The 19,736-nt window shown below is 68.4% G+C and carries 19 protein-coding genes; 8 read left to right on the top strand and 11 right to left on the bottom strand.

Annotation, left to right across the window (positions count from 1 at the left end):
* The first annotated feature begins 6 nt into the window (after positions 1 to 6).
* Positions 7 to 1,152 carry an acyl-CoA dehydrogenase family protein gene (locus tag BM362_RS29670; protein WP_067575239.1) on the top strand — a complete coding sequence of 382 codons (1,146 nt, stop codon included), beginning with the start codon at positions 7 to 9 and terminating at the stop codon, positions 1,150 to 1,152.
* Here the strand turns inward: BM362_RS29670 and BM362_RS29665 are convergent.
* On the bottom strand, positions 1,149 to 1,511 hold the full coding sequence (locus BM362_RS29665; RefSeq protein WP_067575237.1) for a winged helix-turn-helix transcriptional regulator: 363 nt from the start codon (positions 1,509 to 1,511) through the stop codon (positions 1,149 to 1,151). The genes BM362_RS29670 and BM362_RS29665 overlap by 4 nt on opposite strands.
* Positions 1,512 to 1,578: 67 nt before the next feature.
* Between BM362_RS29665 and BM362_RS50365 the strand changes: the two genes are divergently transcribed.
* A complete protein-coding gene (locus tag BM362_RS50365; RefSeq protein WP_208865380.1) occupies positions 1,579 to 2,985 on the top strand; it encodes a Uma2 family endonuclease in 1,407 nt (468 codons plus the stop codon).
* Between the two features lie 31 nt (positions 2,986 to 3,016).
* On the opposite strand, the gene BM362_RS29650 is transcribed toward BM362_RS50365, so the two are convergent.
* The 3 genes from BM362_RS29650 to BM362_RS29640 are packed head-to-tail and all read right to left on the bottom strand — an operon-like array spanning position 3,017 to position 5,633.
* The gene (locus tag BM362_RS29650) at positions 3,017 to 4,237 is read right to left on the bottom strand and encodes an amidohydrolase (RefSeq protein ID WP_093575361.1); all 1,221 of its coding nucleotides are present in this window, start codon (positions 4,235 to 4,237) and stop codon (positions 3,017 to 3,019) included.
* Positions 4,238 to 4,257: 20 nt separating this feature from the next.
* Complete coding sequence (locus tag BM362_RS29645; RefSeq protein ID WP_067575231.1) at positions 4,258 to 4,761, bottom strand: GNAT family N-acetyltransferase; 504 nt, start codon at positions 4,759 to 4,761, stop codon at positions 4,258 to 4,260.
* The gene (locus tag BM362_RS29640; protein WP_067575229.1) at positions 4,728 to 5,633 is read right to left on the bottom strand and encodes an aldose 1-epimerase family protein; all 906 of its coding nucleotides are present in this window, start codon (positions 5,631 to 5,633) and stop codon (positions 4,728 to 4,730) included. The genes BM362_RS29645 and BM362_RS29640 overlap by 34 nt, the downstream gene beginning before the upstream one ends.
* Positions 5,634 to 5,721: 88 nt before the next feature.
* Here BM362_RS29640 and BM362_RS29635 point away from each other — a divergent pair, with 88 nt between their 5' ends.
* The 3 genes from BM362_RS29635 to BM362_RS29625 are packed head-to-tail and all read left to right on the top strand — an operon-like array spanning position 5,722 to position 7,957.
* Positions 5,722 to 6,297, top strand: coding sequence for a TetR/AcrR family transcriptional regulator (locus tag BM362_RS29635; RefSeq protein ID WP_067575227.1), 576 nt, complete (start codon positions 5,722 to 5,724; stop codon positions 6,295 to 6,297).
* Positions 6,297 to 7,112 (top strand): MBL fold metallo-hydrolase, encoded by an 816-nt coding sequence (locus BM362_RS29630; RefSeq protein WP_093575360.1) that lies wholly within the window; start codon positions 6,297 to 6,299, stop codon positions 7,110 to 7,112. The genes BM362_RS29635 and BM362_RS29630 overlap by 1 nt, the downstream gene beginning before the upstream one ends.
* Positions 7,109 to 7,957: an MBL fold metallo-hydrolase gene (locus tag BM362_RS29625; RefSeq protein ID WP_093575359.1), complete on the top strand. Its 849-nt coding sequence runs from the start codon at positions 7,109 to 7,111 to the stop codon at positions 7,955 to 7,957. Before BM362_RS29630 ends, BM362_RS29625 begins: the two co-directional genes overlap by 4 nt.
* Positions 7,958 to 8,459: 502 nt before the next feature.
* Here BM362_RS29625 and BM362_RS29615 read toward each other — a convergent pair.
* Positions 8,460 to 9,185 carry an SDR family oxidoreductase gene (locus tag BM362_RS29615; RefSeq protein WP_067575222.1) on the bottom strand — a complete coding sequence of 242 codons (726 nt, stop codon included), beginning with the start codon at positions 9,183 to 9,185 and terminating at the stop codon, positions 8,460 to 8,462.
* Between the two features lie 87 nt (positions 9,186 to 9,272).
* Between BM362_RS29615 and BM362_RS29610 the strand changes: the two genes are divergently transcribed.
* Positions 9,273 to 9,836, top strand: a complete 564-nt coding sequence (locus BM362_RS29610) for a TetR family transcriptional regulator (protein WP_067575220.1) — start codon at positions 9,273 to 9,275, stop codon at positions 9,834 to 9,836.
* On the opposite strand, the gene BM362_RS29605 is transcribed toward BM362_RS29610, so the two are convergent.
* Together BM362_RS29605 and BM362_RS29600 are read right to left on the bottom strand one after the other, a co-directional pair.
* Positions 9,837 to 11,267, bottom strand: coding sequence for an amino acid permease (locus BM362_RS29605; RefSeq protein ID WP_093575358.1), 1,431 nt, complete (start codon positions 11,265 to 11,267; stop codon positions 9,837 to 9,839). It abuts the gene before it with no gap.
* A gap of 9 nt (positions 11,268 to 11,276) precedes the next feature.
* Positions 11,277 to 12,419: an aminotransferase class V-fold PLP-dependent enzyme gene (locus tag BM362_RS29600; RefSeq protein ID WP_093575357.1), complete on the bottom strand. Its 1,143-nt coding sequence runs from the start codon at positions 12,417 to 12,419 to the stop codon at positions 11,277 to 11,279.
* 243 nt (positions 12,420 to 12,662) lie between these two features.
* Here BM362_RS29600 and BM362_RS29595 point away from each other — a divergent pair, with 243 nt between their 5' ends.
* A complete protein-coding gene (locus BM362_RS29595; RefSeq protein ID WP_067575216.1) occupies positions 12,663 to 13,460 on the top strand; it encodes a cyclase family protein in 798 nt (265 codons plus the stop codon).
* A complete protein-coding gene (locus BM362_RS29590; protein WP_093575356.1) occupies positions 13,457 to 15,085 on the top strand; it encodes a thiamine pyrophosphate-binding protein in 1,629 nt (542 codons plus the stop codon). Before BM362_RS29595 ends, BM362_RS29590 begins: the two co-directional genes overlap by 4 nt.
* Here the strand turns inward: BM362_RS29590 and BM362_RS29585 are convergent.
* From BM362_RS29585 to pdxH, 4 genes are all read right to left on the bottom strand, one after another.
* Positions 15,045 to 16,418: an APC family permease gene (locus tag BM362_RS29585; protein WP_093575355.1), complete on the bottom strand. Its 1,374-nt coding sequence runs from the start codon at positions 16,416 to 16,418 to the stop codon at positions 15,045 to 15,047. The genes BM362_RS29590 and BM362_RS29585 overlap by 41 nt on opposite strands.
* Before the next feature lie 46 nt (positions 16,419 to 16,464).
* The gene (locus BM362_RS29580) at positions 16,465 to 17,025 is read right to left on the bottom strand and encodes a DUF3558 domain-containing protein (RefSeq protein WP_067575210.1); all 561 of its coding nucleotides are present in this window, start codon (positions 17,023 to 17,025) and stop codon (positions 16,465 to 16,467) included.
* Positions 17,026 to 17,061: 36 nt separating this feature from the next.
* Positions 17,062 to 18,357: an MFS transporter gene (locus tag BM362_RS29575; protein WP_067575208.1), complete on the bottom strand. Its 1,296-nt coding sequence runs from the start codon at positions 18,355 to 18,357 to the stop codon at positions 17,062 to 17,064.
* A 683-nt stretch (positions 18,358 to 19,040) separates the two neighbouring features.
* A complete protein-coding gene (gene pdxH / locus BM362_RS29570; RefSeq protein WP_067575206.1) occupies positions 19,041 to 19,706 on the bottom strand; it encodes a pyridoxamine 5'-phosphate oxidase in 666 nt (221 codons plus the stop codon).
* Positions 19,707 to 19,736: the final 30 nt, after the last annotated feature.

The raw sequence follows: 19,736 nt of genomic DNA, 5'->3' as shown, positions 1-19,736 counted from the left end.
GAAGCCATGCCGGTCGACCGTCTGCTGCCGACGCCGGAGTCCGAGGAACTGCTCGCGCTCGTCACGGAAATCGCCCGTGACGAGCTGAAACCCCGCGCTTCGGCCGACGAGGAAGCCGAGAATTTCCCGCGCGACCTGTTCACCCTGATCGGCAAGTCCGGCCTGCTGGGCCTGCCGTACTCGGAGCGCTGGGGCGGTGCCGAGCAGCCGTACGAGGTCTATCTGCAAGCGCTGGAGGAGATCGCCAGCGCGTGGATGAGTGTCGGCGTCGGGCTGTCCGTGCACACGATGTCCTGCTACGCGCTCGCGCACTACGGCGCGGAGGAACAGCAGGACCGCTGGCTGCCGGACATGCTGGGCGGCTCGCTGCTCGGCGCATACGCCCTGTCGGAAACGCACGCCGGCTCGGACGCGGCCGCGCTGTCCACCCGCGCGCGGCTTGCCGAGGACGAGTACGTCGTCAACGGCACGAAAGCGTGGATCACTCACGCCGGAGTCGCGGACTTCTACACGACGATGGTCCGCACGAGCGACGACGGCGGGCACGGCATCTCCTGCCTGCTTGTCGACTCGTCGACTCCGGGCCTGTCGGCCGCTCCGCGCGAGCGGAAAATGGGCCTCACCGGGTCGCCGACGGCGCAGATGCTGTTCGAGGACGCCCGGGTCCCGGCCGACCGGCTGATCGGCGGCGAGGGTTCCGGCCTGAAGATCGCACTGTCGTCGCTCAGCTCGGGACGGCTCGGGATCGCCGCGTGCGCGGTGGGCCTGGCGCAGGCGGCGCTGGACGAGGCGGTGGAGTACGCGAAGGGCCGCACCCAGTTCGGCCGCCCGATCGCGGACTTCCAGGGCTTGGAATTCCTGCTGGCGGACATGGCGGCGACGGTCGAATCCGCCCGCGCGACCTATCTGGACGCTGCCCGCCGCCGCGACCGCGGGCTGGACTTCCAGCGGCAGTCGTCGATCGCGAAGCTGGTGGCCACGGACGGCGCGATGAAGGTGACGACGGACGCGGTGCAGGTGCTCGGCGGCGCCGGGTACACGCGGGACTTCCCGGTCGAGCGGTACATGCGGGAGGCGAAGGTGCCGCAGATCTTCGAGGGGACGAACCAGATTCAGCGGATGGTGATCGCGCGTTCCCTGAAGAACGCCTAGTCACGCCGGTTGTCGTAAGCCTCGCGGGCGGCATGGACGCGGCTCGCGTTGGCTTTCGACCAGTCGGCGATCGCGCCGGTCAAGGCCCCGACGTCCCGGCCGAGATCAGTCAGCGCGTACTCCACGCGCGGCGGAATCGTCGGATAGATCGTGCGGGTGACCAGTCCGTCGCGTTCGAGATTGCGCAGCACCTGGGTAAGCGATTTCTGCGTGACTCCCTCGACACCGCGGCGCAGTTCGGTGAACCGCAGCGGCCGATCGCGGCACCGGAGCAGGCCGAGGGCGTAGAGCGTCCACTTGTTCGCCAGCACGTCCATCACGGTGCGCGACGGGCACGCTTTCGCATACTTGGTATCCATGGGGTACCTATAGATCGTCGAGGTGCCTTCTTCACCCAAGATACCGGTGGCGAGCAGGCTTTGTTGCATGATCTTGCTGACCGGAGCCACCGGAAAAATCGGGCGCGAGGCCGTCCGCCTGCTCGGACCTGTCCGCACGCTCGTCCGCACCCCGTCGGGCGGCGCCGACGAAGTGATCGGCGATTTCGACCGCCCGGACACTCTCGACGCGGCCCTGCGCGGGGTCGGCACCCTCCTGCTGATCGGACCCGCGGTGGCGTCCCAGACCACGGTGCTCGATCGCGCGGTCGCGCACGGGGTGCGGCACGTCGTGCGGGTCACCAACCACAAGGCTGGTGACGATTCGCCAGTCGCCCGGCGGCGGGAGCACGCGCGGATCGACGCGCATCTCAAGGCGTCCGGGATGGAGTACACGCTGCTCGCACCGAACTTCTTCATGCAGAATCTGCTGGCGCTCGCGCCGGAGATCGCCGGGACCGGCGGCTTTTCGGGGTCCGCGGGCGATGGCCGGATCGGGATGATCGACGCCCGGGACGTCGCGGCCGCGGCTGCCGCGATCGCGACGGCTCCGGCGGAGCATGCCGGGCGGACATATCTGCTGACCGGGCCGGAACTGGTCACGTTCGCCGATGTGGCACGCGAATGGGCCGCGGTGACGGGCCGTCCGGTGGAGTATCGGCGGATCTCGGCCGCGGAGCACCGGGCGGTGCTGGAGTCGAACGGGGTGCCGGAGGCGGGGTCGAATGCGCAGGTCTTCGAGTTGCTGGCGGAGGGGGACGGGGCTTGGCTGAGTGACGATTTCGCGGTGGTGACCGGGGGGTGCGCCGCGGGGGTTGCGGGCTTTTCTGGCGGACCGCGTTGGCGGAAAGTGTCGTACCCCTCGCTTACCGTGAGCAGCATGGACACCAGGACACTTCCGCGGCAACTGCTCTCGATCAAGGAATATCTCGCGCTCGGCGAGGTCGAGCCGGGATTCACCGAACTCGTCGAAGGCCGTCTGGTCTTCTCGCCGTCCCCGGGCCCACGGCATAACCACGCGACGTACGCGCTCGCCTTCCAACTGCATGATCAGCTGCCGGACGAGTTTTCCGTGGTGCCGCGCGTCGATATCGATCTAGGGCTCGCGCCGGACGGGGCACCAGGTTTTTCCCGGTGCCCCGATCTTCTGGTCACTACGTCCGCCGCGATCGCCCGGACTCCCGAGGAAGACGCCCTCCGCGCCGAAGACCTCGTCCTGGTGGTCGAAGTCGCGACGCCGGGTTCGAAACGCACCGACTGCGTCACGAAGCACAAGGAGTACTCCGACGCCGGAATCCCGTTCTACTGGATCCTCGACCTCGACGACCCGGTCTCCCTCGTCGCCTGCCACCGAGCGGGGGAATTCGGCTACCGAAACTCCCCCGCCGGCACGGGGAGATTTCGCACCGCCGAGCCGTTCCCGTTCGAACTGGACCTCGCCGCCCTGCTGGGTTGAGACGGCCGCCCAGGCCGCCTCAACCCAGCGTTCAGCGAGCTTCCCGATACCGCCGATCCGCCGAAACGCCCTCGCCGGTCGTCTCGTCGAAGTGGTAGACCTCCTGGCCCCGCACGAACACCCGCATCGCGCGGTTCATCACGTCCAGCGGGTCGCCCGACCACACCACCACGTCCGCGTCCAGCCCGGGTGTCAGGGTGCCGATGCGGTCGTCGAGGCCGAGCATCTGCGCCGGGTGCAGCGTCAAGGACTTCAGCGCGGTCTCCGGGTCGAGACCGTCCTTCACCGCCAACGCGGCTTGGTACACCAGGAAGTTGATGGGGATGACCGGGTGGTCGGTGGTGATCGCGATCTTCACCCCGGCCCGCGCGAGGATCCCGGCCGAGCGCAGGGTGCGGTTGCGCAGTTCCACCTTGGACTTCGTGGTGAACAGCGGGCCGAGGATCACCGGGATGTCCCGTTCGGCCAGCAGGTCCGCGATCAGGTGGCCTTCGGTGCCGTGGTTGATCACCAGTTTGTAGCCGAATTCGTCGGCGAGCCGGATCGCGGTCACCATGTCGTCGGCGCGGTGCACGTGCTGGTCCCAGTACAGCTCGCCGTCCAGGACCTTCGCCAGCGTTTCGTTGGTCAGGTCCGTTTCGAACGGCTTGCCCTCGGACCGCGTGTGGTCGCGCTTCTCCTGGTAATTGCGGGCCTTCGTGAACGCCTCGCGCAGGATCGCGGCCACGCCGAGCCTGGTCGAGGGCGTGACCTTCTTCTCTCCGTAAACCCTCTTCGGGTTCTCGCCCAGCGCGCTCTTCACACTCACCTGTTCGGCGAAGACCATGTCCAGAATGGACCGGCCCCACGTCTTCACGCCGATGGTCTGCCCGCCGATCGGGTTGCCCGACCCCGGCTTGATCACCACGCTCGTAACGCCGCCCGCCAGCGCGTCGTCGAAGCCCGGTTCGTACGGGTCGATCCCGTCGATCGCGCGGAAGCGGGCGCCGTTCGGGTCGGTCATTTCGTTGGTGTCGTTGCCCGCCCAGCCTTCGCCGTCCTCGTGGACGCCGAGGTGCGCGTGCGCGTCGATGAATCCCGGCAGTACCCAGCTGCCGGACGCGTCCACCAGTTCCGCGTCCTCCGGGACCTCGACGTCGGCCTCAGCCCCGACGTGAGTGATCCGGCCGTCTTCGATGAGCACAGTGCCGCCCTCGATCGGAGCGGCGCCGACGGGGACCACATAGCCCCCGACAATCGCCTTGTAAGCCATAGTTTGACACGCTAACGAACTCACCTGGGTTCGCGCATCCGGGGTTTTTCCAGGTGCACCAACTGATAGTCCGCCTCCGGCGACCGATGCGTCTCGCGGTAACCGAGCTTTCCGTACAAATACCGCGGTCCGGCCGAACGCTCGCCGGTGAACAGCCGGAACACCGTCACCTCCGCCGGGGTCGCCTCCTCCGCGGCCGTCAGCAGCGCGGTACCGAGTCCCTCGCCTTGGCGATCGGGTGCCACGACGAGCCGTCCGACCTCGCCGACCGGACCGTCCACTCGCATCCGCACGCTCGCCACGAGCCTGCCGCCGTCGCGGAAGCCCCAGACTGTGATCGACGGGTCGGCGATGGCCGCGCGCACGTCGTCGAGGGTGTCCAGCAACGGCGGCAGGTCGAAGTTCTGGTGCGCCCGCGCTTCGGTGAGGTACGCGGCCTGCTGCAAGGTCAACAGCTCGCCCGCGGCAGCGTCAGTCAGCAGCTCGAGTTTCACGGGACCCGGATTCCCCAGCTGCCCGTCCACGAGGTGGCCGGTTCCAGTTCGATCAGGTCGGTGCGGGTGTTGAGCGCGTCCGCCGGGCAGGTCATCGGTTCGATCGCGACCGCGCGGCCGCGGCCGACCAGGTCGTCCGGCGTGAACACCTGCACCCAGCGGAAGTCCGGACCGGTCCAGACCACCAGCTGGCGGTCGCTGTGGGAGAGCACGTAGTGGTGGGTGCCGTCCGCGGCCAGTTCCAGTCCGCCGAACGCGGTGTCCAGGTCGACGCCTTCGAGCAGCTTGCCCTGCCGGAAGTCGTATTCGGTGCCCTCGACGTCCTGCTCATCGGCATAAGGCATCTGCTGATCCCCCTCGTACGGCCGGACGCGCGCGGCGGGCAGCGTGAGGGTCAGCTCGTCGGTCGGCGCGTCGCCGATCCGGAAGTACGGGTGGGTTCCGACGCCGACGCCGATGGGCTTCTCCCCCTCGTTGCGGATCTCGTGCGTGATCACGAGTTCGCGCGGCTGCAGGTCATAGGTGATGGTCGCGCGCAGCGGGACCGGCCAGCCGGGCTGGGCCTCGACGTCGATGGCGAGCGTGATGGACGTTTCGGCGTGCTCCAGCAGCTCCCATTCCCGGTGCCGGGTCAGGCCGTGGATGGCGTTGCCGCGCGCTTCCTCGGTGATCTCCAGCTGCTGCCGCACACCCTCGAACTCCCACTTGCCGCCCTTGGTCCGGTTCGGCCACGGCAGCAGCACCTGGCCGAGGCCCTTCGGCGGCTTCTCGTCCTCGGCGAACGTCTCGACGTAGGGCACCCCGCTGATCTCGAACGCGCGCAGTCCGGCACCGATCTCGGTGACGACGGCGCGCGCGTTGCCGCGGGTGATCTCGAACTGCTCTCCGGTGGGGTTCGCCATGGCGCTGAGGTTACCGATCGGCCGCGCCGCGCGGGCACGCCTCGAAACTAACTAGACCGGTCGTCATAGTTTGAGCTACCGTGGACACATGGTCAACCGCACCGACACCCGCCGCCGGATGCTCGAATCGGCGGCTGAGCTGTTTCGCACCCAGGGCTACCACGCCACCGGGATGACCCAGCTGGTGTCCGAAGGCCGGGCCCCGAAGGGTTCGCTGTACTTCCATTTCCCCGGCGGCAAGGAACAGCTGGCCGCCGAGGCGGTACAGCTTTCCGGGCAGCGGCTGGCCGGGCAGTTCCGGGAAATCGCCGCTGCCGCACCGAATCCGGCTACCGCGATCGATCTCATCGTCACCGCACTCGCCACCGCACTGTCCGAATCGGACTATCGCTGTGGCTGTCCGATCGCGACTGTCGCATTGGAAGCCGCCGACAGCGAGCTAATCCGCGCCGCCTGCGATCAGGGCTACGAAGGCTGGCTGCGCGACATCTCCGCTTATTTCACCCGGTGCGGCCTCGCCGAGGATCGCGCCGCTTCGCTGGCGACGGTCGTGCTGTCCGCGATCGAAGGCGCGCTGCTGCTCGCGCGCACTCGGCGGGATACCGCGCCGCTGCAAGCCGTCGCCGCTCATCTGCACACCACTGTCGAACGGGAGTTCGCCTAATGCGCGTACACCACTTCAACTGCGGCACCATGCGTCCGATCGGCGGCAAGCTGGTCGACGGAAAACCCGGGCTGTTGCGCCGCGCCACCCTCGTGTGCCACTGCATGCTGGTCGAAACCGGCACCGGCTTGACCCTCATCGAAACCGGAATGGGGTCGCCCACCGTCACCGACGCCGCGCGCTGGCTCGGTCCGCGCTTCCTGCGCACGTCGAACCCGATGACCGACGAGAAGGAAACCGCGCTGAGCCGCATCCGCGCGCTGGGCTTCGACCCGGCCGACGTCCGCGACATCGTCCTCACCCACCTCGACCTCGACCACGCCGGCGGCCTCGTCGACTTCCCGCAGGCCCGCGTGCACGTCTATGACAAGGAACTCGACGCCTACCGCGCCGGAAACCCGCGCTACCGCGACGTCCAGTTCCGGCACGGTCCACAGTGGACGTCCTATGCGGACGCTGGGGACAGCTGGTTCGGCCTCGACGCGGTCCGCGAGCTGGACGGGGTCGAGGGCGTCGCGCTGGTGCCGCTCGCCGGGCACACCGCCGGACACGCCGGGGTGGCCGTCGACACCGGGTCCGGCTGGGTGCTCAACGCGGGCGATGCGTATTTCTTCCACCGCGAGATCGACGCCGAGCCCTATTGCCCGCCCGGATTGGCTATGTTCGAACGGCGGGTCCAGACGCTGCCCGGGCCGCGGCGCGAGAACCAGCGCCGGTTGCGCGAGCTGCGCCGGGACCACGCCGACGAGGTGACCGTGTTCGCCTCGCACGACCTGACCGATTTCGTCCGGCTCAGCGAGAGGAGCACGGTATGAAGGTGCACCACCTGAACTGCGGCACGATGCGCCCGCTCGGCGGCAAGGCGCTCGACGGCCGCCCCGGAATGCTGCGGCGCAGCACGATCGTGGCGCACTGCCTGCTCGTGGAGACCGCCGATGCGCTCGTGCTGGTCGACACCGGGTTCGGCACCCGCGGCGTCACCGAATCGCGGCGCTGGCTCGGCGGTCCGTTCATGGCGATGGTCGGGGCGAAGCCGGCCATGGCGGAAACCGCCGTGGCGCAGATCCGGGCGCTGGGCCGCGATCCCGCCGACGTCCGGCACATTGTGATGACCCACCTCGACGTCGACCACGCCGGCGGTCTGGCCGATTTCCCCGACGCCACCGTGCATGTCCGCACCACCGAACGCCGCGCCGCGGACAGCCCGAAGAGCTTCCCGGAGAAAACGCGGTACCGGGCCGAGCAATTCGCGCACAGTCCACTGTGGAGCACCTACGACGAGGCCGGCGAGAAATGGTTCGGCTTCGACGCGGTGCGGCCGCTGCGCGGTCTGCCCCCGGAGATCCTGCTCGTCCCGCTGCCCGGCCACACGCATGGCCACTCCGGCGTCGCGGTCGACACCGGCGACGGCTGGCTCCTGCACGCCGGCGACGCGTACTTCTTCCACGGCGAAGTCGCCCCGGTGAGCCCGCGCTGCCCACCCGGCATGCGCGCGTTCGAGGTGCTGAACCAGATGGACGGCTCCGCTCGCCGCGCCAACCTCGCCCGGCTGCAGGCTCTCGCCCGCGAACACCAGGACGAGGTCTCGGTGTTCAGCGCGCACAGCCCGGTCGAATTCCAGGCACTGCGGCGGAATACCTCGCAGCCCTCGCCGAGTTGAGTACCCGCGTGACGCGCATCCGGTACGTCGGCGGCCCGACCGCTGGCCCCGGCGAGATGGACGCGGTGCTGCTTTCCCACGACCAGCACCGGACAACCTGGACGCGGCGGGCGGAAGTACGCCCTCGATGCCCCGCTCGTCCTGTCCATCGCCTCGACGGCGTTCGCGTCACCGGAGTGCCCGCGCAGCACGGACCGGGTGGCAGCGAACGCCTCGTCGGCGAAGTCACCGGTTTCGTGCTCGAAAGCGAGAGCCAGCCGAGCGTTTACGTCAGCGGCGACAGCGCTTCGCTCGACGTAGTACGGCAGATCGACATCGCTGTCCTGTTCGCCGGGGGCGCGCACTCCGCCGGTCGGCGACTACGCCGCACGCTGCCCAGCGAGGGCGCGGCCGCACTTCGAGCATTGGGCGCATTTCACCCAGGGCCCGGACACGCTGCGACCGGCTTTCACGCAGGCCGGGCTCGCGGACCGGCCGCATCTGCTCAAGCCGGGAGAACAGGTCAGCTTCCAGTAAGCACGAACCCTCCGTCCACGGTGATCACCGCACCGGTGACGAAACTGTTCTCCATCAAGTACACATTGGTCGCTGCCACCTGGTCCGCCTCGCCGACCGATTTGGTCAGCGTTCGTTCGGTGAACGCGGCGACCATCGCGTCGAGCTGCGGCTGCGGAAGGCCGTCCCACATCGGCGTGTGGACCGGCCCCGGGCGGACCGTGTTGACCCGCACCGGGGCCAAGTCGACCGCCAGACCGCGCGCCAACCCCTCGACCGCGCCGACGGAACCGGCCGCGAGCGCCGCGCCGGGCGTCGGGCGGACGCCGATGATCCCGGATGTCAGCACGATCGAACCGCCCGGGCGGATCCGCGGCGCGGCGTGCTTCACCGCGCTGACGACGCCCCAATAACGGACGTAGAACCCGCTCTGCGCGTCTTCGAGCGACAGGTCAGCGAGCGGCCGCTGATGTGGCGCGTCACCTGCCGTGTAAACGAGGTGGTCGAGCATGCCGACGTGCTCGAACAGGGCCGCAACGTTCGCGGCGTCGCGTACGTCGGTGACGAATCCTTCGCAGGTGTCCGGCAATTCGGCGAGCGCCGCGTCCAGTCGTTCCTTGCCGCTTGCCGCGATCGTGACGGACGCACCCGCCGCCGCTGCCGCCTGAGCGGTCGCCAATCCCATTCCCGAGCTGCCGCCGATAACGACAACCCGCTGGTCACGTAAAGACATGAGCGATCCTTCCGGAGGTTGATGACTCAGTGAGACATCAACAGTAGCAGTGATGACCCACTGAGTCATCACTGTTAAGATCACTGCATGCCGCGCTGGGATCCCGAAGCCAAGGAGCGGCTCCGCGCGGCCGCGCTGGAGCTGTTCGCCGAGCACGGCTACGAGAACGCCACAGTCACACAGATCACCGAGCGCGCCGGACTGACCCGGCGCACGTTCTCGCGCTACTTCGCGGACAAACGCGACGTGTTGTTCGCCGGGTCGGAACGACTCCCGGACGCGATGGCCGGCGCGGTCCGGCGCGCCGATGCGGCGCTTCCGCCGTTCCCAGCACTGCTGGCCGCGCTGGTCGACGTTGGCGATTTGTTCGCTGGCCTGGTTTCACATGCCGCGCAACGCCGGGCGATCATCGCGTCCAGCCCGGAACTGCAGGAACGCGAGCGCACGAAACTGGCAGCCGTCACCTCTGCCGTCGTCGAAGCACTGCAGGAACGAGGGGCGACTGAATCGAGCGCGAAGATGCTCGCCCAGGTCGGCATCGCGATCTTTCAAACCGCTTTCGAGCGATGGACCGAACAGCCCGAGGACACGGATTTCGCCGCCAAGGTGCGGGAGGCGGCAGCCGAACTCGCCGCCCATCTCACCCCGTGATCAGGCCTTCTCGCGGACCAGCGTCGAATCCTCCAATTCCGCTTCCGCGGCCTGCTTCGTCCGTCCGGTCATTCGCAGCACCAGGTATGCCACCACCAGCAGGACGAAGAACGGAATCCCGAACTTCCACGCCGGGTCGAGACCTTCGATCCAGAACGTCGAAATCAGCACGATGGCAAGGAAAGCGATCACCACGACGTTCACCACTGGCGCACCCCACAACCGCACTGGCGAAGGCGGCAGCCCGGCGCGGCGACGGCGGATCCGGAATGCCAGGTGCGTCACCAGAATGATCATCCATACGACGAGCGCGGCGAAGATCGAAATGCCGAACAGCACGAGATACGCGTTGGAATCGGAATTCTTGGACAGGATGGTCGCGATCACCAGGCCCGCGGTGGACAGCACGAGCGCGTTGCGCGGCACTCCAGACCGGGTCAGCCGTCCGGCCAAGGACGGGGCGAATCGGTGTTCGGCAAGGGAATGCAACATGCGCGTGGTGAGATAGAGGTTGGTGTTCGCGCTCGACAACGCGGCGGTCAGGACCACGAAGTTCATGACCGTCGCCGCTGCCGGAACTCCAGCGGCCTGAAAGACGCGGACGAACGGGCTGGCCGTAATAGATCCGCCTTCGCCGGTGACCGTCCACGGCACCACCAGCACGACCACCAGCATTGCCGCGACATAGAAGATCGCCAGCCGCACCACCATTGCCCGAGCCGCGCGCGGGATGTCGCGAGTCGGGTTTTCGGATTCGGCCGCGGTCACCGAAACCACCTCGGTGCCGATGTAGCTGAACAGCACGAACACCATGGCCAGCAACAGGCCGGACACGCCGTTCGGCAGGAATCCGCCGCCCGCACTGAGGTTCGTGAGACCCGGCGCAGGAGCCTTCGGCAGGCCGAAGAAGACGAGGATCAGGCCGAGTGCGACGAACACCAGGATCGCGCACACCTTGATCATCGCGAACCAGTACTCGAACTCACCGAAAATGTGCACCGCCGCCCCGTTGACGACGATCACCAGCAGCGAGAACACCGCGACCGGCACCCACAGCGGAATCCGCGGCCACCAGAACTGGACATATACCCCGGCCGCGATCGTCTCGCCGCCGATCGCGATCACTTGCATGGCCCAGTACGCCCAGCGCACCACGAACCCGCTGCCCGCGCCGAGATACTTGTGCGCGATGCTGCCGAACGCGCCCGCGGCCGGATGCACCACCACCATTTCCGCCAGCGCCCAGGAAATCGCCAGGGCAACCAGTCCACAAAGGACGTAGGCGAGCACCACGGCCGGTCCCGCGTGCGAGATCGCCAGGCTCGATCCGAGGAACAGGCCGGTGCCGATGGCCCCGCCGATTCCGATCATCGTCAACTGCCTGCCGCGCAGCCTCCGCTGCAACCGGTTCGGGGACGGGGACTCGGCCATGTCTGCTCCCTACTGGCTCGCCCGGTACTCGGCGATCGCCGCGACGACGGCGTCGAGGTCGGACTCGACGTTGTAGTAGTGCAAGGACATCCGCAGCACGTCGCCGCGGGCACTGCACACGATCCGCCGCCCGGCGAGAAACGCCGCCAGCGCGTCGGGATCCCGGTCGGCCAAGGCGACGAGCGGACCGCGCCGCGCGTCCTCCAGCGGAGACCGGAGCTGTTCCCCGGCGTCGAGCAACCGCTGCTGCAGCTGCCCGGTCAGCCCGCCGATGTGGGCACGCACCCGATGCGCGTCCACCTGGCGCATCAGCTTCAGCCCGGCAACCGCGCCGTACGCGGACGGGATCGACGGCGTCCCGGTCTCGAAACGGCGGGCGTGCTCGGGATAGTCGAGGTGCCGCGGATCGAATTCGAACGGGTTCGTGCGGCCGAACCAGCCAGTCAGCGGCGGGGAAACCGCGTCGCGCAAGCCCGGCCGCACATAGAGGAACGCGATCCCAGAGATGCCGAGCAGGTATTTCAGGCTGCCGCTGACGAGGTAATCGCAGCCGAGTTCGGCGACGTCGACCGGCTCGACGCCGAGGCCCTGGTAAGCGTCGACAAAGCTTCGCGCGCCGTTTTCCCGGGCCAGTGCGGCAACTTCACGCACCGGGAAGCGCAACCCGTTGGCGTAGCTGACCAACGGAACGGAGACCAGTTGCGTCCGCTCGGTGACAAGCGCGGCGTAATCCTCGGTGTCGACCAGTCCGTCATGGTGCGCGACGAACCGAACGTCCGCGCCACGACCCTGCTGCGCGAGCCAAACATGGCCCAGCGAAGGGAATTCCAGGTCGGTCGTGACAATTCCCGGCCGCGCCGGCCATGCTTGGGTGGACGCGACCTGATACGCGCCCTCGGACGCGGACGGCACGACGGCGATGTCGTCCGCGTCCGCGCCGATCAGCCGGGCGAACAAAGCCCGCGCCTCGGCGACCTTCGCCATCCACTTGTCCCAGGGCGCCCCGTGCTCGCGGATCGTGTGCTGGAACTCGAAAAGCTCCGCGGTCAGCGCGTCCGAGAGCGCGCCCTGGCTGCAGCTCGCGAGGTGCACCGAGTCGGCGAAGGCGGGGAAATGCGCCCGGAAAGCGGCTGGGCTGGGCTGGTCGGTCACGACACTCCGTTCCTTGGCTGGCGGGCGACCGGTCCGTTCGCCACCGTAACGGCGCGAGCACCGTGCGTCGATGCTCCGGCTGGCGCCGGACGCCCTGGTCGAGGCTCCGCGTTCACCCTGACTGATCTCCGGCAGCTATTCCGTCAGTGCTGCTGAAACCGGTACTGTAGATATGGCCTTCCGCGCTGTCAACGACCGTCAAGGATCCGCAATAGCGCGCCCCGCGACCGAGAGGACGCACCGATGAGCACCCCCGCCGAAACCGGGGTCGACCAGCTCCTGGCCCAGCTGGCGCAGGGCCGGCTGCAGGTCGTCGACCTCACCAACAAGCTCAGTGCCGCCACCCCGACCCTGCGATTGCCCGAGCCGTTCGCGAACCTGATCGACTTCAGCCTCGAATCGGTCAGCGAGTTCGACGATTCCGGACCGCTGTGGCGGCACAACAACATCCACACCGGCGAGCACATCGGCACTCACCTCGACGCGCCGCGGCACTGGATCTCCAACCGCGACGGAGCGGACGTCGCGCAGCTGCCGGTCGGCAGGCTGATCGGTCCCGCGCACGTCCTCGACATCTCCGCGCGCGTCGCCCACGATCCGGACTTCCTGCTGGAGACCGACGACATCCGCGCCTGGGAAGCCGAGCACGGACCGTTGCGCGCGGGCGGCTGGCTGCTCGTGCACTCCGGGTGGGACCAGTACGCGCAAGATCGCGACGCGTTCCTCAATTTCTCCGACGGGGCCAGCCATACCCCCGGCATCTCGGCCGCCGCCGCGAAGTGGCTCGCCGAGGAAACGCCGATCGCCGGCTACGGCGTGGAAACTGTCGGCATCGACGCCGGAAACGGCTTCGCGCTCGACCCGCCGATGCCCGCGCACCACCACTTGCTCGGCGCGGACAAGTACGGCATTACTTCTTTGCAGAATCTGGGCTCGCTGCCGCCGGCCGGTGCGCTCGTCGTGGTTTGCCCGCTGCCGATCGTCGGCGGGACCGGCAGCCCGGCGCGAGTGCTCGCGGTGACCCCGGGAGTTCAGTCGTGAACGTTGCCCAAGCCGTCGGGATCGCGTTGGCGCGATTCGGCGTCCGCAAGGCGTTCGGCGTGGTGGGGAGCGGGAACTTCCACTTCACCAATGGCCTGATCCAGGGCGGGGCCGAGTTCGTCGCGGCCCGGCACGAGGGTGGCGCGACCACGATGGCCGACGCCTACGCACGGTGCGGCGGCGAGGTCGCCGCGGTGTCGGTGCACCAGGGCTGCGGGCTAAGCAACGCGACCACCGGAATCGGCGAGGCGGCGAAGAGCCGGACGCCGCTGATCGTCGTGACCGGCGAGGCGACGGATCCGCTGTCGAACTTTCACCTCGACCAAGACGCGCTGGCTCGGTCCGTGGGAGCGAGCAGCATTCTGGTGCGGTCAGCGAAAACCGCGCTGGCCGACGCACGGCGGGCGTTCGCTCAAGCTCGCCAGGACCGGCGGACCGTCCTTTTGCGACTCCCGTTGGAGGTTCAGGCCGAGCCGTTCGACGAAAGTCTCCTCGACGAGCTGACCGCGATCGAGGCGCTGCCGCAGCCGCGCGCCGCCGAGGCGGAGGTGAAGGCCCTCGCTTCCGTCCTGCAGCGAGCCGAGCGTCCAGTATTCCTTTGTGGACGCGGTTCTCGGGCCGCCCGGACCGAATTGGCCGCTTTGGCGGACCGTTGCGGAGCGTTGCTTGCCGAGGGTGCGGTCGCGAAAGGACTGTTCACTGGCGAACCATGGGCAATCGGGGTGTCCGGCGGGTTTTCGTCTCCGCTGACGACCGAGCTGATCCAGGGCGCGGACGTCGTCGTCGGCTGGGGATCCGCGCTCAATGACTGGACCACCGCGCACGGACGGCTGCTCTCGCCGGAAACCACGCTGGTGCAGGTCGATCTGGAATCCGCCGCGCTGGGCCGGAACCGGCCGGTCGACCTCGGCATCGTCGGCGATGTCGGCGGCACGGCGCAAGCGGTCGCCGAACTGGTTGAAGTCCACAATGGATATCGCAGCGACGGTCTTAAGGACCGGATTTCCCGGGAGATCCGTTGGCGCGACAATGAACACGAGGACGCCGGGACCGCCGAGGTCATCGATCCGCGCACATTGTCCGCCGCGCTGGACGAACTCATTCCGGCCAACCGGGTGGTCGGCGTCGATTCCGGCAACTTCATGGGCTACCCCACGATGTACCTGGACGTCCCGGACGAGAACGGGTTCTGCTTCACCCAGGCGTTCCAGTCGATCGGCCTCGGGCTGGCCACCGCGATCGGCGCGGCGCTCGCCCAGCCGGACCGCTTCCCGGTCGCGGCGTGCGGCGACGGCGGGTTCCTGATGAGCATCGCCGAACTGGAAACCGTCGTACGGCTGAAGCTGCCGATGCTCATCGTCGTCTACAACGACCACGCTTACGGTGCCGAGGTGTATTTCTTCGAGCCCGGCGGACATCCGGCCGACACGGTCACCTTCCCGGACACCGATATCGCCGCCATCGCACGCGGTTACGGCTGCGACGCGGTCACCGTCCGCGCCAAGGAAGACCTCGACGAAGTGGCGACGCGGGTCACTGCCGGGCTTGATCGTCCGCTGGTGGTCGACGCGAAGATCGCCGGGTTCAGCGCCTGGTGGCTCCAGGCCGCGATGACGCACCACTGAGCGCCCGCTTCACCAGGAGGTTCACCACCCACAACAGGAGACCGACGGCGAGCAGGATGCCGGCCACCTGGTAATCCTGCGCCGGGCGGCCGGACAGCGGGCTGACCAGGTACAGGCAGAACACGGCGGCCAGCACCGGCACCACGGTCGGCGCACGGAAGTGCTTGTGCGACACCTTGTCCTTGCGCAGCACCAAGAGCGCGATGTTGACGATGGCGAAGACCACGAGGAGCAGCAACGCGGTCGTCCCGCCGAGCGCGCTGATGTCCACAAAGGACACCAGGCCGATGGCGATGACGCTGGTGAAGATGATCGACACCCACGGCGTCCGGCGAGTCGGGTGCACGCGGCCGAACACTGGCGGCAGGACGCGTTCGTTCGCGAGGCCGTACAGCAGCCTGCTGGCCATCAGCATGTTGATCAAGGCGGAATTGATCACCGCGAACAGGCCGATGGCGGAGAAGATCTCGCGCGGGAAGCCCGGCGCGCCGACATCGAGCACCTTCAGCAGCGCGTCGCTCTTCGCGCCGGCCAGCTCGGCGGCCGGGACCAGCAGCGACGACGTCACTGAGACGAGGACGTAGATCGTCGCGGCGATGACCATGCCCCACAGCATCGCGCGCGGGAAAATCCGTACCGGGTCATGGCATTCCTCGGCCATGTTCACCGAGTCCTCGAAGCCCACCATCGCGAAGAAAGCCAGCGACGTCGCCGAGGAGATGGCGACCAGCCACGTCTTGTCCGCGGTGTCGATCTCGACCAGCCGCGACGGTTCGCCGTCCCCGTTCAGCACCGCCCACACGCCGACGCCGATGATGATCAACAGCCCGGACAGTTCGATGCAGGTGAGGACGACGTTGGCCTTCACCGATTCGCCGACGCCACGGAAGTTGATCAACGCCAGCAGGAGCACGAACGCGATGCCGACCAGCACCGTCGGCAGCTTCACGAACGCCGCGAGATAGGTAGCGCCGAACGCCACCGCGGCCGACGACGCGGACGTGATCCCGGAGCACATCACCGCGAACGCGACCATGAAGGTCAGGAACGGCACCCCGAACGCCTTGTTCGTGTACAGCGCCGCGCCGGCCGCGCGCGGATACTTGCCGACCAGTTCGAGATAGCTGAACGCGGTCATGAAGGCGACCACGAACGCCAGCAGGAACGGCAGCCACAACGCGCCGCCGACGCGTCCGGCCACCTGCCCGGTCAGCGCGTACACGCCGGTGCCGATGATGTCCCCGACCACGAAGAACAGCAGCAGCTTCGGGCCCATGACCCGCAGCAATGCCGGTTCGGCGACCTTGGATGTGCCCTCGCTCACGTCCGTCATGGGCGGTTAGTGTGCCTTGTCCGGACGGGTACGGAAAGTCGGCCGGTCAGGCCTTGGCGACCGCCGTGTGCACGAGCGGGGTCATCATTTCCTTGGTCATCTTGACCGGTCCGGTGTAGTTGACCAGCACCGGGACCCCGTTGGACACCTTGGCCGCGGCGAGCGTGGCGGTCTTCTGCTCGTCGGTGTAGAAAACAGCGCCGTCCGCGAAGCCCGGCACGTCGACCGCGCCCGGCTTGGCCTTCTTGATCGCGGCGATCATGTCGGCGGGCTTGGCCTTGCGGCCCTCGTAGCGGGTCACCGCGAGCGCGCCGGCGGTCTTGCCTTCGACGACGTATTCGCAGCTCGTGGCCTTGCCGCCGTTGCTCGGATTGTCGTGGGCGGGGCCGGCTTTCGACGTGATGCCGGGGATCTTGATCGCCTTGCTGACGTCGTCGGACGGCAGCAAGGCGCAGGTGTCGGCGGCCTTGGCGGCGGGCGCGGACGAGGAGGCCGGGGCCTTGCTCGCGGGCGGCGGAGCGGGCGCGGCGGCTTTCTGCTCACCAGAAGAGCAGGCAGTGAGAACAGCGGCGGCGGAGATCAGCAGAGCGATCGGATATGCACGCATATCGGGCATGCTATTCCGAACGGAGTAACACTACTGTCAGTGGCCCTCTTCCACCGGAGCCCGATACCGCCAGAACCCGGGCAGAACGGCCAGCGAAGCCACCACCAGCACGATCACCAGCAGCCCGCCGCCGGTCGCCGCGACCCTGGTCCCCCACGCCGCGGCGGACCAGCCGTGCGTGAGGTCGGCGATCCGCGGTCCGCCCGCGACGACCACGGTGAACACGCCCTGAAGCCGTCCGCGCATCTCGTCAGTGGTGGCGGTCTGCAGGATCGCCTGCCGGTAGACCGAGCTGACCATGTCCGCCGCACCGCCGAGCGCCATGAAGAGCACGGCCAGCCACAGCGAATGCGCGAGCCCGAACGCCGCCATCGCCGCACCCCAGCAGCAGATCGCGAGGACGACCGCCGCACCCTGGCGCTGCACCCGGTGCAGCCAGCCGGAGAACAACCCGATCAGCATCGCGCCCGCGGGCAGCGCGGCGTAGAGCATGCCGAGCGCCGGACCGCCGCCGGGCGGATCGCCGAACGTCCGCTCGGCCATCTCCGGGATCAACGCGCGCGGCATGCCGGCGACCATCGCGATGATGTCCACGACGAACGACGCCAGCAGCACTTTCTGGTGGGCCAGATAACGGAATCCGTCGACGACCGAGCCGATGCCCGCCTTGCGCGTCCCCTCGCCGAGCGGCGGGATCGAGGGCAGCCGCCACACCGCGATCAGCGTGATCGCCAGCGCGCAGACGTCCACCAAGTACAAAGTGGACAATCCGATCACCGGGATCAGCGCCCCGCCGAACAGCGGCCCGAACACCGCGCCGAACGTGGACATCGTGGTGTTGAGCGCGTTCGCCGACGGCAAGAGCGGAGCAGGCACCAGGCGCGCGACGACCGCGCCGCGCGTGGGCATGTTGATCGCGAAAAACGCCTGGTTCGCGGCGAGCAGCCCGAGCACCAGCCACACCGAATTCATCCCGGCGAACGCCTGGAGCCACAGCAGCGCGGAGGTGACCGCGACGCCGACGTTGGTGACGAGCAGCAGCTTCCGCCGGTCGACCGCGTCCGCGATCGCCCCGCCCCACAGCCCGAACACGAGCAACGGAACGAGCGCGACCGCGCCGGTCAGCCCGACGTAACCGGACGATCCGGTGATATCGAAAACCTGCTTCGGCACCGCGACCGCGGTGAGCTGCGACCCGACCGCGGTCACCGCGGTGGACATCCACAGCCGCCGGAACGCCGGAATCTTGAGCGGACGAGTGTCGACGACGATCCGGCCGAGGAGCTTGCGAGCCCCGGTACGGGGCGGGCGTATCCCCGGTTCTGAAGTCACGAGCCATCAGCTTAGTTGTGCTAACGAAGCTGGCGCAGGTGATTTTCCCCGCAGGCTGGCGAGGGCGAGGTTGCCGACGGCCGGGGCTTGGCTGAAGACGGACTGGGCGGCGGCTGGTGGGCGGGGCGAAGCGCCCCAATGCCACAGTGAGTGCATCCCACGCACCCGATGTGGGGTTGGGTGCATCCCACACACCAAACACCGCATTCGCCGGACCGCCCAGCGCGGTGCCGACTGCCTCGGCCAGAAGCCCACCGCATCCGCCCGTCCACCGCGCAGCAATCGGCCCAATGAGGTTTCTCAGTAGCTGGTGGGTGCAGTCTCGCTACAGCGATGCGCAGCACCGCCCGAACCGCGGGGCTCTCCGCTCCCATCGGCCAGGAACGACTTCGCGCGCACCTCGCCCATGCGCCCGCAGGGGTTTCGCCGCCTGCCGACGGCCCGCCACGAGCTGCCGAAAGGACTCCAGCGGGAGAAAAACCGCCCGGCGCGTCTCCTCGAGCAGCGTGCTCGGCAAAGCACTGACGAGCACCGCTACCGCGAACCCGTCACACACCGCGCTACTGAGAAACCCCAAGGCCACGGTGGGACGCATCCCCGCCGACCCCAGCCCGCGAAAGCCAGCCCCGAAAAGAAACGCCGCCTCCAGGCCGAAGCCCAGAGGCGGCGTCCGAAGCAAGGAATCAGGGAGCCAACCGCTCCACGTGCCAGCCGTCGTGGGTGCGGTGGAAGCGGAGGCGGTCGTGGAGGCGGTCTTCGCGGCCCTGCCAGAACTCGACGAAGTCCGGGCGGATGCGCCAGCCTCCCCAGTGCGGCGGGGCCGGGATCTGCTCGACGTCGGCGAAGCGGCGTTCAATGTTGCGCAGGGCGTTATCGAGCGCGCGCCGTCCGTCGACCACTCGCGACTGCGGCGACGCCCACGCTCCCAGCTGCGACCCGCGCGGGCGCTGGGCCCAGTAGGCGGCCGTCTCGTCGGCACTGACCTTTTCGACCTCGCCGCGGACCGTCACCTGGCGGTGCAGCGGATACCAGGGGAACGTGGCCGACGCGTAGCGCGTCGCCGTGAGGTCGTGGCTCTTCGCCGACGTGTAGTTCGTGTAGAAAACCACTCCGCGTTCGTCGAAGCCCTTGCACAACACCGTGCGCGAGGAAGGCCGGCCTTCGGCGTCGGCGGTCGCGAGCACCATCGCGTTGGGTTCCGCGAGTGCTTCGGACACCGCCTGGCTCAGCCAGCTTTCCAGCTGGTCATGCCACGTGGCCGCGAGCGCCGACTCGTCGAACGGCGCGCTGTCGTAAGCCACCCGCATGCCAGGCAGCCGCACGACCGCCTCGTCGATCTCCGGTGTCATCCGGCCCAACCTCCGTTACCCCTGGTGAGG

It is taken from the genome of Amycolatopsis rubida (assembly GCF_900115345.1).
GTDB classification, from domain to species: Bacteria; Actinomycetota; Actinomycetes; order Mycobacteriales; family Pseudonocardiaceae; genus Amycolatopsis; species Amycolatopsis rubida.
Note: the sequence above shows the minus strand (reverse complement) of the source record. Positions and strands in the feature narration are given on the sequence as shown.

Coding starts and splice junctions, on each gene's coding strand:
- BM362_RS29670 (WP_067575239.1), top strand. CDS start 7: ATGCCGGTCGACCGTCTGCTGCCGACGCCGGAGTCCGAGGAACTGCTC.
- BM362_RS29605 (WP_093575358.1), bottom strand. CDS start 11,267: ATGGCCGAGTCCCCGTCCCCGAACCGGTTGCAGCGGAGGCTGCGCGGC.
- BM362_RS29665 (WP_067575237.1), bottom strand. CDS start 1,511: ATGGATACCAAGTATGCGAAAGCGTGCCCGTCGCGCACCGTGATGGAC.
- BM362_RS29580 (WP_067575210.1), bottom strand. CDS start 17,025: ATGCGTGCATATCCGATCGCTCTGCTGATCTCCGCCGCCGCTGTTCTC.
- BM362_RS29640 (WP_067575229.1), bottom strand. CDS start 5,633: ATGGCGAACCCCACCGGAGAGCAGTTCGAGATCACCCGCGGCAACGCG.
- BM362_RS29585 (WP_093575355.1), bottom strand. CDS start 16,418: ATGACGGACGTGAGCGAGGGCACATCCAAGGTCGCCGAACCGGCATTG.
- BM362_RS29650 (WP_093575361.1), bottom strand. CDS start 4,237: ATGGCTTACAAGGCGATTGTCGGGGGCTATGTGGTCCCCGTCGGCGCC.
- BM362_RS29595 (WP_067575216.1), top strand. CDS start 12,663: ATGAGCACCCCCGCCGAAACCGGGGTCGACCAGCTCCTGGCCCAGCTG.
- BM362_RS50365 (WP_208865380.1), top strand. CDS start 1,579: ATGATCTTGCTGACCGGAGCCACCGGAAAAATCGGGCGCGAGGCCGTC.
- BM362_RS29630 (WP_093575360.1), top strand. CDS start 6,297: ATGCGCGTACACCACTTCAACTGCGGCACCATGCGTCCGATCGGCGGC.
- BM362_RS29635 (WP_067575227.1), top strand. CDS start 5,722: ATGGTCAACCGCACCGACACCCGCCGCCGGATGCTCGAATCGGCGGCT.
- BM362_RS29610 (WP_067575220.1), top strand. CDS start 9,273: ATGCCGCGCTGGGATCCCGAAGCCAAGGAGCGGCTCCGCGCGGCCGCG.
- BM362_RS29625 (WP_093575359.1), top strand. CDS start 7,109: ATGAAGGTGCACCACCTGAACTGCGGCACGATGCGCCCGCTCGGCGGC.
- BM362_RS29615 (WP_067575222.1), bottom strand. CDS start 9,185: ATGTCTTTACGTGACCAGCGGGTTGTCGTTATCGGCGGCAGCTCGGGA.
- pdxH (WP_067575206.1), bottom strand. CDS start 19,706: ATGACACCGGAGATCGACGAGGCGGTCGTGCGGCTGCCTGGCATGCGG.